At 49.6% G+C, this 15,809-nt stretch carries 15 protein-coding genes and 1 pseudogene; 6 read left to right on the forward strand and 10 right to left on the reverse strand.

Translation table 11 applies throughout. The features are described 5' to 3' along the window. A partial coding sequence (locus M988_RS08595) for a hypothetical protein (protein WP_156518160.1) occupies positions 1–519 on the reverse strand: 519 nt, incomplete at its 3' end. Between the two features lie 344 nt (positions 520–863). On the opposite strand from M988_RS08595, the gene M988_RS08600 reads away from it, so the two are divergent. Continuing rightward, complete coding sequence (locus tag M988_RS08600) at positions 864–1,157, forward strand: hypothetical protein (RefSeq protein ID WP_082919434.1); 294 nt, start codon at positions 864–866, stop codon at positions 1,155–1,157. A 100-nt stretch (positions 1,158–1,257) separates the two neighbouring features. Here M988_RS08600 and M988_RS08605 read toward each other — a convergent pair whose 3' ends face one another. Then, complete coding sequence (locus M988_RS08605) at positions 1,258–2,634, reverse strand: MFS transporter (protein ID WP_064573684.1); 1,377 nt, start codon at positions 2,632–2,634, stop codon at positions 1,258–1,260. A 222-nt stretch (positions 2,635–2,856) separates the two neighbouring features. Between M988_RS08605 and kdgR the strand changes: the two genes are divergently transcribed. Next, the gene (gene kdgR / locus M988_RS08610; protein ID WP_039186502.1) at positions 2,857–3,645 is read left to right on the forward strand and encodes a DNA-binding transcriptional regulator KdgR; all 789 of its coding nucleotides are present in this window, start codon (positions 2,857–2,859) and stop codon (positions 3,643–3,645) included. A 102-nt stretch (positions 3,646–3,747) separates the two neighbouring features. Here the strand turns inward: kdgR and M988_RS08615 are convergent, their stop codons facing one another. Further along, positions 3,748–4,500: a YciC family protein gene (locus M988_RS08615; RefSeq protein WP_008813674.1), complete on the reverse strand. Its 753-nt coding sequence runs from the start codon at positions 4,498–4,500 to the stop codon at positions 3,748–3,750. Positions 4,501–4,618: 118 nt separating this feature from the next. Further along, positions 4,619–5,035 (reverse strand): YkgJ family cysteine cluster protein, encoded by a 417-nt coding sequence (locus tag M988_RS08620; RefSeq protein ID WP_008813673.1) that lies wholly within the window; start codon positions 5,033–5,035, stop codon positions 4,619–4,621. Positions 5,036–5,322: 287 nt separating this feature from the next. On the opposite strand from M988_RS08620, the gene ompW reads away from it, so the two are divergent. Further along, positions 5,323–5,961 carry an outer membrane protein OmpW gene (ompW, locus tag M988_RS08625; RefSeq protein ID WP_020303723.1) on the forward strand — a complete coding sequence of 213 codons (639 nt, stop codon included), beginning with the start codon at positions 5,323–5,325 and terminating at the stop codon, positions 5,959–5,961. A 131-nt stretch (positions 5,962–6,092) separates the two neighbouring features. On the opposite strand, the gene M988_RS08630 is transcribed toward ompW, so the two are convergent. The 6 genes and pseudogenes from M988_RS08630 to M988_RS08660 form a co-directional block, all read right to left on the reverse strand. Continuing rightward, positions 6,093–6,407, reverse strand: a complete 315-nt coding sequence (locus M988_RS08630) for a BON domain-containing protein (RefSeq protein ID WP_004093191.1) — start codon at positions 6,405–6,407, stop codon at positions 6,093–6,095. A 186-nt stretch (positions 6,408–6,593) separates the two neighbouring features. Then, positions 6,594–7,400: a tryptophan synthase subunit alpha gene (gene trpA, locus M988_RS08635; RefSeq protein ID WP_064573686.1), complete on the reverse strand. Its 807-nt coding sequence runs from the start codon at positions 7,398–7,400 to the stop codon at positions 6,594–6,596. Continuing rightward, positions 7,400–8,590 (reverse strand): tryptophan synthase subunit beta, encoded by a 1,191-nt coding sequence (gene trpB / locus M988_RS08640; protein ID WP_008813670.1) that lies wholly within the window; start codon positions 8,588–8,590, stop codon positions 7,400–7,402. The genes trpA and trpB overlap by 1 nt, the downstream gene beginning before the upstream one ends. 97 nt (positions 8,591–8,687) lie before the next feature. Continuing rightward, on the reverse strand, positions 8,688–10,088 hold the full coding sequence (gene trpCF / locus M988_RS08645) for a bifunctional indole-3-glycerol-phosphate synthase TrpC/phosphoribosylanthranilate isomerase TrpF (protein ID WP_064573690.1): 1,401 nt from the start codon (positions 10,086–10,088) through the stop codon (positions 8,688–8,690). A 2-nt stretch (positions 10,089–10,090) separates the two neighbouring features. Then, positions 10,091–11,786 (reverse strand): annotated as a pseudogene (gene trpD, locus M988_RS23345) (anthranilate phosphoribosyltransferase). After that, on the reverse strand, positions 11,786–13,348 hold the full coding sequence (locus M988_RS08660; protein ID WP_064573698.1) for an anthranilate synthase component 1: 1,563 nt from the start codon (positions 13,346–13,348) through the stop codon (positions 11,786–11,788). Before M988_RS08660 ends, trpD begins: the two are co-directional and overlap by 1 nt. 452 nt (positions 13,349–13,800) lie before the next feature. Between M988_RS08660 and rnm the strand changes: the two genes are divergently transcribed. From rnm to M988_RS08675, 3 genes are all read left to right on the forward strand, one after another. Further along, on the forward strand, positions 13,801–14,685 hold the full coding sequence (rnm, locus tag M988_RS08665) for an RNase RNM (RefSeq protein ID WP_039186512.1): 885 nt from the start codon (positions 13,801–13,803) through the stop codon (positions 14,683–14,685). 56 nt (positions 14,686–14,741) lie between these two features. Beyond that, on the forward strand, positions 14,742–15,362 hold the full coding sequence (locus tag M988_RS08670; protein WP_061059979.1) for an L-threonylcarbamoyladenylate synthase: 621 nt from the start codon (positions 14,742–14,744) through the stop codon (positions 15,360–15,362). 61 nt (positions 15,363–15,423) lie between these two features. Then, complete coding sequence (locus tag M988_RS08675; RefSeq protein WP_008813663.1) at positions 15,424–15,669, forward strand: DUF2766 family protein; 246 nt, start codon at positions 15,424–15,426, stop codon at positions 15,667–15,669. Positions 15,670–15,809: the final 140 nt, after the last annotated feature.

Raw genomic sequence — 15,809 nt, forward strand, 5'->3', positions numbered from 1 at the left:
AGCAGGGTTAATCTCGACGTTATGCTGACCGTCTAAATGTGGTGTTTCTGGTTTTGCATTTTCTATTTCTACTGAGGTATTTGGGCGCTGCGTCGGGCCATAATAAACTGGCTTAGGCGTGTTGTCCGGTATGGAATAGGTCGGTGTACCGCCACGATTATAATTGCCACTAGGTGTTGTTGTCGTATTTGTCGGTTTTGGCAATTCTGACCATGCGGACTCAAATTGAGGGATCCAATAGGTCTGCAGATCGTAATTGTGGTTATCAAGCAGGTTATGCGCAGTCTGGTTAGAGTTACCAATATTCGTTGTCGGTGAGTTAACGAAGGTATTTTGGGCATTATTCGAGTAATCAAAAACCGATGAATCAATTTTATGAGTAGCTAACACCCATTTTCTAAAGGCTACAGCTTCATCTGATGAGCCCCCTAATGCATCGGTAAGGTTTAAGTGAGCTTGCGCCATTCCAACGAAAGAACTAGCGATTACAACAGCGATGAAAGTTATTTTGCGCTTCATAAAGAGATAGACCTAAAGAAAGTTGTTTTGCGATGTTGGTTTTTTGCAGACGTAAAAATGTTCCTGATGGAGTGAAATTTAGGCGCATATAAAATATCTATCAATACTTATTTTTCATTCAACAAAAAGATAACAACGCTTTTTGTTCTTAATGGGATTATTTATTGTTCTTGTTATTAACTGTATATATTCTGATTTTAGTTAAGTCATTGTATGAAGAGAATTCTTCAACATGAAAAACTTTCAGTATCATCAAGGCTTTGATAAAATAGCAAAACCAGAAAATTAACCTATTAGGAACAAATTAAGTGAACGAATTCACTAGGGTTTTTAACGAATTGGGAATGACGAAGACAGAGCTCACTACGTTATTGAATGCTCCTCGTAATACTATCTTCAATTACCTGAATGGTTCGGTGACGAATATGCCAGCTAGCGCGGTGACACTGATTACGCTATTGGCCTTCATTAAGCAGCACCATCCACGGGCGTTTGAAGAGTGGGGGGAAATTGCGCGTTACAATAAGAATCAGGAGAAAAGAGATGGTAATACGCTATCGCTATTTGACATCATCAGCGATGAAGTGCTTTTGCAGGGGATTGTTCGACATGGCGAACTGCGTGGTTTCATCAAATAACGAAACCGAGCTGATAAGCATCACAGCATAACGCGGTGTATTGCGATGATTCTTATCATTTTGGTAGGGGATCCCGAGAGGGATCCCCTTTTTTATGGTGTTATTGCGCCAACGGCTTTGGCTGCCGAATACGCAAGCTGCTGACGATGGCGGCGCAAAGTGCAAACAGGGCGCCAAGCAGCAGAGATGAATGCGTGCCGTGGTTGCCAAACAGATTAAACATCAGTGCGACTAATGCAGCACCGCTGGTTTGCCCAAGCAGACGAGCGGTGCCGAGCATACCGCTGGCACCTCCGCTGCGGTGGCGTGGTGCGGAAGAGATCATAGTGTGGTTGTTTGGCGACTGGAAAATACCAAACCCTGCGCCACACAATGCCATGCGCCAAATAATATCGAGATCCGAAGGCGATGCGGGCAGCAACGCTAGAGACAGCAGCCCAACGGCAAATAGCGCTAAGCCGATGCTACCGAGTAGCCCAGCGTTGAAACGCTCAAGCAGGCGTCCGGCAATCGGAGCCATGATCATGGTTGCAATGGGCCACGGGGTGAGCAGCAGGCCGGTCATGACCTCCGTTTTACCCAGAACGGTTTGTAGGAAGAACGGAAGCGAAACAAAGGCCAGCATTTGGGCACTAAAAGAACAGATTGAGGTTCCCACTGATAAAGAAAAAATGGGAATACGCAGCAGATCAACGGGAAGTAACGGGAATTCTTGCGTGAGTTGGCGGCGTACAAACAATGTTCCCACTACCAGCATAATCACGACTTCACCCAGCAGTAGCAGGCTGTTTTGGCGTTGGGCAAAGCCACTGATGGCTGAGATTAATAAGCCAAAGGTGAGCGCATTCAGCAGTGCGCTATAGACGTCAAATTTGGGTTTACCGACTTTCGGTGGATTTTTAGGGAGAAACTTCATACCACAAATAAAAGCGGCAATGCCAATAGGGACATTTACTGCAAACAGCCATGGCCAACTACTGACGGATAAGATTGCAGCGGCAACCGAGGGGCCTGCGGCGGCAGAAACGGCAACGATTAACGCATTAATCCCCATGCCGCGCCCAAGGTGACGCTGTGGATAGATGAGTCGCACTAGCGCCACGTTAACACTCATTACGGCAGCGGCACCAAAGCCTTGCAGCACACGAGCAAGCGTCAGTGTCCACAGTGAATCAGACATGGCACATCCCAGTGAGGTAACGCTGAATACCAACAGGCCGGTGAGATACACTTTGCGATAGCCGATGATATCGCCCAGTGACGCGAGCGAAAGCAGAGAAATCGTTATCGCAAGCTGATAGGCATTGACGATCCAGACCGACGTTGCGGCTGAGGCATTCAGATCGCGAGCAATGGTCGGTAAGGCAACGTTGGCAATCGCGCCATCGAGTACCGCCACAGTAATGCCGAGTGCAATGGCTAAAATGGCACCGTAGCGTTGTGGTAAAGGAACACCGTCATTTGGGGTTGATTTCATTGAGTAATGATAATTAGAGGATTATTGGTCAAGATCGCAACTATAACGTTAATTATCAAATGAGACCATCGTCACACACGGCTTTGTTTGTAACAAACCTGCGGATGTGCGGAAACGTTTAAACCGTGCTGCAACCTGTTTAACAGGCTGTCTTTCAGAAGCTGTTCCTTTTATAATGAAACATAGGTTCGATTTAATCATCTGATAGGGTAAAGAAATACAATGTCAACAGATATAGATAAACAACCCGATTCGGTCTCTTCTGTACTCAAAGTGTTTGGGATTTTACAGGCGCTCACCGAAGAGCGCGAAATAGGCATCACCGAGCTGTCTCAGCGAGTGATGATGTCTAAAAGTACCGTGTATCGTTTTCTGCAAACCATGAAATCTCTTGGTTATGTATCGCAGGAGAGTGAGTCAGAAAAGTATTCGCTGACGCTGAAGTTATTTGAGTTGGGTGCCCATGCGTTACAAAACGTGGATCTTATTCGCAGTGCGGATATCGAAATGCGCGAGCTTTCACGTTTAACGCGTGAAACGATCCATTTAGGGGCGCTGGATGAAGATGGCATTGTCTACATTCATAAAATCGATTCGATGTACAATCTGCGCATGTATTCGCGCATCGGGCGTCGCAATCCGCTGCACAGTACTGCGATTGGTAAAGTGCTGCTGGCGTGGCGCGATCGTGAAGAAGCAAAAGAAATTATCTCTCAGATTGAATTCAAACGTAGCACAGACAAAACCATTTTGACGCCAGAAGAGTTGCTGGTTGCCTTAGATATGGTGAAACAACAAGGCTTCGGTGAGGATAACGAAGAGCAGGAAGAGGGGTTGCGCTGCATCGCCGTTCCCGTCTTTGATCGCTTTGGTGTTGTGATTGCAGGGCTAAGTATTTCATTCCCGACAATTCGTTTCTCCGAAGATGCTAAACATGAATATGTGACGATGCTGCATACTGCCGCGCGTAACATTTCCGAGCAGATGGGGTATCACGACTATCCGTTCTGATTAATAGTTGAATGCCAAACTAATGAAAACGCCCGATGAAATAAATCCATCGGGCGTTTTTTTATATCAATATTAGTCACAACGCGCTGTCATCAGATTCGATTAAGCACTTTGTTTCACCAGCATGTACAGACGAGATAAATAGATAATGAGCAGCGCAGAAATCAGATTGCTCAGCGCGCCTATAATCACCATGCCAATGGTTGGATGGAGGGCAGAAAGCACACCAACCAGCAGTAACAGCGCCAATTTCGCCGCTAGCCACAGCATAATGGCTGGACTAATCAAACGGACGTTGGCAAATGACAGACGGAAACTGCTACGAATCGACGTGAATATACCCGCTTTCTCTCCAGACATAATCATTGGCGCTAACGCTAGCCCAACGGCTAGCACAATACCCGGTACGATAAATGCGGTAATTCCCAGTTGAACCATTAGGGTGCACAGGAACATCAGTATCAGCAGACGCGGTAACATCGGTGCAGAAGCGCCAATGGCGCGCAACGCACTGATACGCTGTCCCTGCGAAACCAATGGGATCAGTGCCAGCATGCCGCCTAGCAGTAACACATTGCCAATGAGGGCGGAAAAACTGGCCGCGGCAGAGACTTTCAATAACACCATCTGTTGCTCAGGCGTCATTTGTTGCACCATCTCTTGCAGCCCCATACCCGAGGACAGAGTACCATCAGCACCAGCCAGAATACTCAGGTCATCGGCACCTGGAGTAAACGCTTGATTTAATATCACCGAAATAAACGCGGTTAACAGCGCTAACAAGCACAGCGTGCTTAGCTGATGGCGGAAAAAGTTGAAGGTGTCACGGTACAGTGTACGGGCCGTGATTGGCATGCAGGCGCTCCTTGGCAGTGGCAACGATCCCCGTTGGCGTGAAGCAGTATCGAACAACGTCACTGCTTCACGGTATTAGGGCATATCAATATAATGAATGTGCGCCGATTGTACCTTGTTAACCGGGTAAGTGGCACCCCGTAGCGATGCTACTGGCGATTTCTTCTACGTTGTTGGGGGCAAGGGGAGGCAACCCATAGGCTGCCCGAGCACGATCGCAGGCTTCATTGCGTTCACCATATTCCCATGACTGCTCAAATTCACGGCAAGGCGACGGTCTGTTTTCATACATGGCACACATGACTTGCTGGCCGATTTCACCGCGCAGGTTCACACAGCGTGGTTTTTTACTGTTGGTTCCCTGCATACAGCGAAGATACGGATTCACCTGCTCAGTGAGTGATGCGGGCACGCAGCCACCGGCATCATCTGCCTCGGCCCAGTAAAATGAAACACGGAAATAGCCGCAGCAAGCGCCGCAGGATATACATGGATTAGGTTGTATCAGCGTTGAAATAGTTGAAGTGTTACTCATCTTGATTTCCCACCACTCCTTATGGCTTCGAACCAAAACAATCGGAATAAAAAAATTACTCTGAGGTTAATCTTAGGTCAACACCCTTCGGTTTGATGCGTGATGAATGTTGATATTTGGTTAAAATTGATCTAAATCAATTTCATTAAAATCATATATTTAATGCATGTTTATTTTATGTCATTTTGTCAAAAACAATGTCATTCATGTGATCTGTGTTAAATCATGAATCATCCTTTTTGGGTATATTCCTGCACGCAGTGATAACCATATAAAGGGAAGGGATGATGAAAAAACTAACACTTGCGCTATGTGTGGCAGCTACGCTGGCACCGTCTTTTGCTATGGCTCATCAGGCTGGTGACTTTATTGTCCGTGCCGGTACCGCAACCGTACGTCCAACGGAAAGCAGTGAAAACGTGATGGGACTGGGTGGGTTCAAGATCGATAACGATACCCAGCTTGGTCTGACTTTCAGCTATCTGATCACCGATAACATTGGGGTTGAACTGTTAGGTGCGACGCCGTTCCAGCATAAAGTGGGCTTGCAGGCGACGGGGGATATTGCTTCCTCTCGTCAGTTGCCACCGACGCTGATGGCTCAATGGTACTTTGGTAAGGCTGAAGACAAGCTGCGTCCGTATGTGGGTGTGGGTATTAACTACACGAATTTCTATGATGCGAAGTTCAATAACACCGGAAAAAGCTTAGGCTTGCACGATTTGAGCGTAGACAACTCATGGGGTGCAGCGGGTCAGGTTGGTCTGGACTACATGGTTGATAAAGATTGGATGATCAACGCCTCATTGTGGTACATGGATATCGATACCACCATTAAGTTCAGAGATAGCAACAACCAAAAACAAAACATTGATACACACGTAGACCCGTTTGTATTCATGTTTGCCGTGGGTTACCGTTTCTAAATAGAGACGTGTAGCAGGAACAGTAAGAACGGCCAGTGTTACAGACCCTGTAGTTTTAAAGTAACGTTACAGACAAAAGTTACAGACAATAAAAAAGGCGCTTTAGCGCCTTTTTTGATCGTCAGAGCGAATTATTTAATCCGCATATCATTTTCTACCGTACGTACACCTTTCACCGTTTTAGCCACGGCGACGGCACGGTTAGCATCAGCAGAAGACGTCACGAAACCGCTGAGCTGAACGCGGCCTTTAAAGGTTTCAACGCTGATCTCGGTGGATTTGAGAGATTTTTCAGCCAGCAGTGCAGATTTAACTTTGGTTGTTATGACGGTATCGTCGATATAACCGCCGGTTCCTTCCTGTTTCGCTGTTGGTGCGCAACCCGCCAACGCAACAGAAAAAATCGCCGCTGCGCAAAAAGTGGTAATCGCTTTAACCCATTTCATCAATGTCTCTCCTTGCAGTTTATTGTTGGCATGGCAATTCAAAACGTAATCTAATGATTATTCGTTGAACCATCCGTAATCACTATAATCCATTTTTAAAAAATAGGGTTATCAATATGTAAGCTTCACTAATATAAAAAAACCGTGCGGTACGAATACAGCACGGTTGTTGAGCTTACATTTATCTTAGCGGCGCGTAGCCGCTTTCATTCCGCTGACAAAGTCGTGCAGTTTTTTGAGCATAACGTCAGGATGGTGATGGTTTGTCTCAATGATTTTAACAATGGCCGAACCTGAAATTGCACCTGCGGCGCCAGCATCCAGCGCTTCTTTCACCTGCGACGGCTCAGAAATGCCAAAGCCTTGTAACGCAGGAGGAGCGCTCAATTCACCCAAGCGTGCCACCAAATGATGCAACGGCAGCTGTGCGCGGGTTTCAACACCGGTAACACCTGCTCGTGAGAGCAGGTAGGTATAGCCGCGCCCCTGCTCTGAGATGCCTTGCAGCAGCGCATCGTCGGCGTTAGGCGGGCAGATAAAGATCGGCGCGATACCGTGGCGCAGTGCAGCCTGACGGAACGGCGTTGACTCTTCCAGCGGAACGTCGGCAACCAATACAGAATCGACCCCAACTTCGGCACAGCGCTGATAAAACTCGTCAATGCCATTGTGGAACACCAAGTTGGCATACATCAGCAGACCGATTGGAATGTGGGGATGTTTTTTGCGGATCTCGGCCAACATTTCAAAGCATACGGTCGGAGTGACGCCCGCGGCAAAAGCGCGCAGCGTAGCGTCTTGAATGGTGGGGCCGTCAGCTAGCGGATCGGAAAAGGGGATCCCCAGCTCTAACGCATCGGCACCCGCGTCAATTAAGGTATTAATAATCTCTAAAGAGAGCGCCGGAGTGGGATCGCCTAAGGTCACAAAAGGCACGAAAGCCCCTTCTTTGCGTTCTTTTAATCCGGCAAACAGTTGTTGATAGCGTTCCATCAGATTTCTCCCCGCGCTTTCAAAATATCGTTAACGGTAAAAATGTCTTTATCGCCGCGGCCTGACAGGTTCACCACCAGCAATTGTTCTTTATCGGGATCTTGCTCAATCATTTTCAGCGCGTGGGCGAGAGCATGTGAAGACTCCAGCGCTGGAATGATCCCTTCCTCACGCGACAGACGTTTGAACGCTTCCAGCGCCTCATCATCGGTGATTGATACGTAATCAGCACGACCGATGCTGTTCAAATAGGCATGTTGTGGACCGACAGAGGGGAAGTCCAGACCCGCAGAGACAGAGTAAGACTCTTCAATTTGGCCTTCCTCAGTCTGCATCATTGGTGATTTCATACCAAAGTAGATGCCCACTTTGCCATGTTTCAACGGTGCGCCGTGCTGTCCCGTCTCGATACCTAAACCGCCAGGTTCGACGCCGATCAGGCGTACCGACTCTTCGACGATAAAGTCAGCAAACATGCCGATGGCGTTAGATCCGCCGCCGACGCAGGCCAAAACGGCATCCGGTAGACGGCCTTCAAAACCAAGGATCTGCTCTTTGGTTTCTTCGCCAATCATGCGTTGGAATTCACGCACAATAGTTGGGTAAGGGTGTGGACCCGCTGCGGTGCCCAGCAAATAGTGCGCTTTGTCGTAACTGCCAGACCAGTCGCGTAGCGCCTCATTACACGCATCTTTTAGCGTGGCTGAGCCACTGTGTACCGGAATAACTTCCGCCCCCATCAGGCGCATACGGAACACGTTAGGCGACTGACGTTCAACGTCTTTCGCACCCATATAGACGCGGCATTTCAGTCCCAGCAACGCACAGGCCAGAGCGGTGGCAACGCCGTGCTGCCCAGCCCCGGTTTCGGCGATAATTTCGGTTTTACCCATTCGCTTGGCCAGCAGCGCCTGCCCTAATACCTGATTGGTTTTATGCGCGCCGCCGTGCAGCAAATCTTCGCGTTTCAGGTATAGCTTGGCTTTAGTGCCTTTGGTTAAGTTACGGCACAGCGTGAGCGCGGTAGGGCGTCCCGCATAGTTTTTTAGCAGATCGATGAACTGAGCTTGGAACTCAGGATCTTTCTGGGCGCTAACAAAAGCTTCTTCCAACTGATTTAATGCGGGCATTAATATTTGGGGAACGTACATTCCACCAAATTCACCGAAATAGGGGTTTAATAAAGTCATTGTTTTTCCCGTCCTGTCCATTCTTCGTATTTGGCAATTTCAGGCTAAAGCAGGCCTGTCGCTTTTCTTTATTGATGAGTTCTTTTGCTAGCGTGAACTAGTAAGCTCGCAGCGTTTGAAATACCGCCTCCAGCTTTTGCCGATCTTTTTGCCCCGGCGCGGATTCCACACCAGAGTTGAAATCCAGCCCAGCGCTACCCAGCTTGGCAGCCATAACGCAGTTACTGGCGTTGAGCCCACCGGCAAGCATGACGTTATCCAGCGTTTTTCCTTGCAGTAGATTCCAATCAAAAGCCTGTCCAGTGCCGCCGTTACCGTTATCGAAAACATAGCGATCGACATGGAGTAAATTGCGTGCCGGAATAGCATCGTTAATGCGCATGGCTTTCCAGATCTGGCAGTTAATTGGCAACAGCTGTCGCAATTCGCGAATATATTCCTGTGATTCATCGCCATGCAGTTGAACCGCATAGAGTCCCAAACGCTCCACGGTCAAACGTACCGTTTCCAGCTTGGCGTTACGGAATACACCGACGTATTTTAGCGGTGCTGCAGCAATCACTTCTCGTGCTTGGGAAATATCCACGTAGCGCGGTGAACTGCCGACGAAAATCAAACCGCCGTAGACGGCACCCGCGCTATAAGCAGAGGCGGCATCTTCTGCACGCGTCAAACCACATACTTTGTTGTCACCCAGCAGCACACGGCGCAGCGCCAGACTTAAATCAGGTTCGGACATCAATGCACTACCGATCAGGAAGCCGTTGGCAAAATGGCTTAACTCACGAATCTGGCTGTAGGTATGAATACCTGATTCGCTGATCACGGTGACACCTTGCGGCAACCGTGGCGCCATCTGACGCGTACGATTGAGGTCAATCGACAGATCGCGTAAGTCTCGGTTATTGATGCCAACAACTTTGGCCTTTAATGCAATGGCGCGCTCGAGTTCTTCTTCGTTACTGGCCTCAGTCAATACGCCCATTTGGAGACTGTGGGCGATGGCGGCTAAATGCAGATACTGCTCGTCATCGAGAACGGAGAGCATCAGCAAAATGGCATCGGCCTGATAGAAGCGGGCCAGATAAATTTGGTACGCAGAAATTACAAAATCTTTGCACAATACCGGTTGATGCACGGTGGCACTGACCTGACGCAAATAATCGAAATCACCCTGAAAATATTTTTCGTCGGTCAATACGGAAATCGCTGAGGCAAAATCGCGATACAGCGTGGCGATTTCTACCGGGTTAAAGTTTTCGCGGATCACACCTTTAGAGGGTGATGCCTTTTTGCATTCCAGAATAAAGGCGGTTCTGTTGCCAGACAGCGCGTCATAAAACGAACGCGATGAAGGGACAATGCTAGCTTGGAAGCTTTCCAGCGGCTGTTGAGACTGACGGGCTTCAACCCATATGGCTTTGTCGCGAACGATGCGATTTAAGACAGTTTCTTGTTCTTGTGATGAACGTTGTGGTGACAGATTTCCTTGCAACATACTCAGCCTCGTGCTGCCAGTGCGGTGACTCGCTCAAATGCTGTTCCGCTTCTGATGGTTTCCAGTGCCAGTTGCGCGTTATGGCGCAGATTATCCTGACCAAACAATTTCAGCAGCAAAGCAACGTTTGCGGCGACGGCCGCAGCGTGCGCTGCATCACCTTTACCTTGTAATAAGCGCGCCAGAATGTCACGGTTTTCTTCTGGTGTTCCGCCCTGTAACGCATTCAGCGAATAGCTTTCTAAGCCGAAATCCTGCGGTGAAAGCTGGTAGCTTTCGATTTCGCCCTGATGAAGTTCGGCTACCAGCGTAGGGGCATGAATCGCCACTTCGTCCATTCCTCCGCCGTGAACCACGGCGGCGTTTTGATAACCCAATACTTTTAATGCCTGCGCAATCGGCAGAACTAACTCGGGGCTATAAACACCGATCAGGGCTTTGGGTGGACGTGCTGGGTTAATCAATGGGCCCAGTACGTTAAAAATAGTGCGGGTCTTGAGCTGCTGACGCACCGGCATAGCATGGCGAAACCCGGTGTGATACTGCGGTGCAAACAGGAAGCAGACGTTTAAATCGTCTAGCGCCTGACGAGAATCTTCGGCGCTCATATCGAGACGGATACCGAAAGCTTGCAACAGATCCGAAGAGCCAGAGCGGCTAGAGACGCTTCGGTTACCGTGTTTAGCCACTTTGGCTCCGCAACTGGCGGCGACGAAAGCGCTGGCGGTCGAGATATTAATGCTGTTGGTGCCGTCACCGCCGGTACCAACGATATCTGCAAAATCGTAGTCAGGGCGGGGGAATGGCTGTGCGTCGGCCAGTAACGCGCTGGCGGCTCCGGCGATCTCTTCTGGACGCTCGCCGCGCATTTTCATGCTGATCAGTGCCGCGGCCAGTTGGCTGTCTTGCAGTTCGCCACGCACAATCGCGCCAAACAGCTGATGACTCTCTTCCTGACTCATGGTTTGAGACGTAAACAGTTTGTCCAAAATGGATTGCTGCTCAAAAATGCTCGGTTTGATAAGTGCTGCTTGCATGGTGTTTTCTCCGCAATTTTTTTCGTTAGTCTTTTGATTTTGTTTGCTTCTAATCGACAACTGATATTCAGAAAATCATTGTTTAGACCAACGCCCACTCAAGCGTCTGTTCAAGAAGACGAGCGCCTTGGGTTGTGAGAATGGACTCAGGGTGAAATTGGAAACCACACACACGTTCATCGTCGTGACGAACGGCCATCACCATCCCATTGAAGGAGGCATTAACGGTTAATCCGGCCGGAATTTGGCTTCCCACCAGTGAGTGGTAGCGCGCGACCGGAAGCGGTGAAGGTAAGCCACTAAACATGCCTTCGCCGTCATGTTCAACCAATGAGGCTTTACCGTGCAGGATTTCTCCGGCTTGCCCAACGTGTCCGCCATAGGCTTCGACGATGGCTTGATGACCGAGGCAAATTCCGATAATAGGCAATTTTCCACGCAGTTTGTTCAACAGCTCAGGCATACAGCCCGCTTCAGACGGCGTTCCTGGCCCCGGCGACAGCATCAGCACAGGATTTTCCATTTCAGTCAGCTTATTGATGATGACTTCCGCAGGAATTTGATTACGGTAAATCACGACGCGATGGCCGCTAGAACGCAGTTGATCGACCAAGTTGTAGGTAAAAGAGTCGATGTTATCGAGCAAAAGAATGTCAGCCATTAGAACACCTCTTTAACGTGATGAGCGGTGGCGATGGCTCGCAGCACGGCACGGGCTTTATTACGGGTTTCATCAGCTTCGGCCTGAGGCACGGAATCCAGTACCACTCCAGCACCGGCTTGTACCGTAGCGATACCGTCTTCCACATAGGCGGAGCGGATCACAATGCAGGTATCCAGATCGCCATGCGCGGTGAAATATCCCACGGCTCCGCCATAGCTCCCGCGACGAGTTTGTTCGAATTCTGCAATCAGCTGCATAGCACGAATTTTCGGCGCTCCGCTTAGCGTGCCCATATTCATACAGGCTTGATAGGCGTGCAGAACGTCTAAATCTTGGCGTAACGTGCCGACCACGCGGGAAACCAAATGCATCACGAAGGAATAACGATCGACCTTAGTCAGGTCTGCGACATAACGAGAACCGGGCTCACAGATACGCGCCAAATCGTTACGCGCCAGATCAACCAGCATTAAATGTTCGGCCAGTTCTTTATGGTCGGTGCGCATTTCCAGTTCGATGCGGCTATCTAAATCCCGATCCAGTTCGCCATTGGCACGACGTCCGCGCGGACGCGTACCTGCAATCGGATAGATTTCTATCTGGCGGTTAGTGGCGTCATATTTCAATGCGCTTTCCGGTGAAGCGCCGAACAGAGAGAAATCGTTGTCCTGCATAAAGAACATGTACGGACTTGGATTGCTGTGCTTCAGCGTGTGGTAGGCCGCCAGCGGTGAAGGACAAGGTAGGCTGAAGCGGCGAGAAGGAACCACCTGAAAGATTTCACCGATGCGAATGGCCTGCTGCATCTGGCTCACCACGGCACCAAAAGCCTCGTCGCTAAGATTGCAGCTCAACTGCATGTCTTCAACGTTAGGGTGTGTGATAGGCTCGGCTTCTTGCGTCATCTGCTGGGTGAGCTGATGTAAACGTGCTTGCAGGCGCTGAGTTTCTGCCGTGTTATGGGTGAAAATAGAGGCCTGAAGACGCGCGCTGTGATGCTGGTGGTCTAACACCAGCAGCGTTTCTGCCAGATAAAAGCAAAAATCCGGGCAGCGCTGATCGCTATTTAATGCCGCGAGGTTTTCGAAGCCCGCGACGAGATCGTAGGCAAACAAACCCCCGATAAACATCGCTTCACGCTCCTGTGCAGGAACGGTCACCAGCGTGAGTAATGTACGCAGCGCATCGAACACTGAACGTGATTTTAACCGAGCGTCTTCATCCTGTAGGGTGTCGATGGCGGGGAAGTGCAGCACACGCTGATTAGGATGAATGTCATTTTCAACGTCTGATGGCAACGCTGCATCCAGTAATGGTAGCAAGCTGCGACCGTTTTCGGTCAGTGCCTGAATGGTCACGCTGCGGCCCAGAGCGGTGATACGCAATGCGCTGTCGATAACTAACAGGCTTTTCAAATCTTGTTTGTTATCAATTTCAGCGGACTCTAACAGCAGCGTTGCCGGACGAGCACCGCATAGCTGGTGAAACAGCGCCGTAGGGTCGTTACGATAGGCCGCTGTTTGCGTCAATAAGGTTAAAGCTGGCTTGGTAGAATTCATCGTCATATCCGCTTATTCACTGGTGGTCTTTCTTCAAATTTGGCTATAAAAAAGCCCGCAAGGTGCGGGCGGTGGTGATAGGGGATCCTCAAATCCGATATGCAGCTACACCGCCCAACTGAATGAGTCACGCCACCAGCGCGCAGAAAGCATCGGTACCTTATTCATTAATGAGCCGTTCAAAGAATCATTTCGCATTGTGTTCACCTTAATTTATTGTCAGAGCGATATTTTTTATGACCCGCTATTTAAACCGAGAAGGTCTATCGTTCCGAACCTGCGTACTAGTAAACTAGTTTGATGGTTGTGTGTCAATAGCTTTTCAATGAATTAATTTCACATGCTTAATGAACAAAGTGACACCGGAGAGGTTGCGGCAATGAGGTTAAGGGAGATTAGGTTGGCGTAGTGCAAAGCATACTAGGTATGATAGAGCGAGATACCGCAATAGGATGGCTATTTTGCAAGATACACAGATTGAATCGGATGAAGTGACACTGTCACCCACCATGCTATATGACCTGCATAGCCACACGACGGCATCAGATGGCTTATTGTCACCGGCAGAGCTCGTGGCGCGTGCGGTAGAAATGGGCGTGACAACGCTCGCTATCACGGATCATGACACTACGGTGGGGCTTCCTGCCGCGCGCCAAGCCATCATTGATTTAGAGTTAGAACTGGAGCTTATCGCGGGCGTTGAGATTTCGACCCTGTGGGAAAATCACGAGATTCACATCGTTGGGCTAAATGTGGATATCACCGATCCAGCGTTGCAAACGTTGCTGGCGGCCCAGGTTGAGCGACGTCAGGCGCGGGCCAAAGAAATAGCACTACGTTTGGAGAAAGCGCGTATTCCTGGGGCTTTAGAAGGAGCCACGCGCATTGCCGGTGGCGCCGAGATCACGCGAGGGCATTTTGCACGCTATCTGGTTGAGCAAGGTTATGCTACCAACATGGGCGGCGTGTTCAAACATTATCTGGCGCGCGGCAAAACGGGTTACGCACCGCCACAGTGGTGTACAATTGAAGAAGCGATTTGCGCCATCCACCATGCGGGTGGTCTGGCCGTGGTTGCACATCCGGGGCGCTACCAGCTCAGTAATAAATGGCTAAAGCGACTGTTAGCGAACTTTAAACAGTGGGGCGGCGATGCGATGGAAGTCGCACAGTGCCAGCAAGCGCCGAACGAACGATCGCAGTTGGCAGCCTATGCGCTGCAGTTTGAACTATTAGCATCGCAGGGTTCTGATTTTCATCAGCCCTGTTCTTGGATTGAGTTGGGCCGCAGATTGTGGCTCCCAACGGGCGTTGCGCCTGTATGGCAAAATTGGTAAGCCGTGCTTTTGCCGGTGAATACGACCAGCAATGCCTTGAATAATGAGGAATTACTATGAGTCAGCTTTTTTATATTCATCCCGATAACCCACAGCCGCGCTTGATTAGCCAATGCGTCGAAGTGCTGCGCAAGGGCGGCGTTATCGTTTATCCAACGGATTCGGGCTATGCATTGGGCTGTATGCTGGGTGAAAAAAACGCTATGGAGCGGATCTGTCGTATTCGTAATCTGGACAGCAATCATAATTTCACGCTGGTGTGCCGCGATCTGTCAGAGATTTCCACCTACGCGTTTGTGGATAACACCGCGTTCCGCCTGATCAAGAATAATACGCCGGGTCACTATACCTTCATTCTTAAGGCCACTAAAGAAGTGCCTCGTCGTTTGATGAGCGAAAAGCGTAAGACGATCGGTTTACGTGTGCCGTCAAATCCCATCGCCTTGGATCTGCTGGCTGCGCTGGGTGAGCCGTTGATGTCGACCACGCTGATGCTGCCAGGCAATGATTTTGCCGAATCGGATCCGGAAGAAATTCAGGACGCTTTGGGTAAAGTCGTCGATTTGGTTATCCACGGTGGTTTCTTGGGACAGCAGCCAACGACGGTTATCGATCTGACCGAGGACTCTCCAGAAGTGGTGCGTGTGGGTGCCGGCGATCCGAAGCCCTTCATGTAATTTTATGGCTGGGGGCAAATCCCCAGCGAATTTATAGACAGAAAAATGAAAAGGAAATGGTATGTCTCAGATGCTGACTGAGAGTGAAGAACTGGCATCCGATCTGGTTGCTTGCCAACTGGTTATCAAGCAGATTCTAGACGTTATTGATGTTATCGCGCCAACCGAAGTGCGTGAAAAAATGGCCAAGCAACTGAAGAGCATAAATTTCGATAAGGCCAGCATCGACCCCGTGACCAAACGCGGTGTGCAAAAAGCCATTGCGCTGATTGAGCTGAAGTTTGCGCAGCAGGAGCAGGCACACTAGGGGGAGGGGGAGTCGCTGGGGGATGTGTAATATTTCGTACGCCTAAAGCACCGAAACAGACATGCACTCCGTGCAGGCGTCCGAGTTGGGGGGCCAATCGCTGCCCCCCAACACCCCAGCTTGGCACCCCCTTCCAGCCC

The organism is Hafnia paralvei ATCC 29927 (assembly GCF_001655005.1).
Taxonomy (GTDB): domain Bacteria; phylum Pseudomonadota; class Gammaproteobacteria; order Enterobacterales; family Enterobacteriaceae; genus Hafnia; species Hafnia paralvei.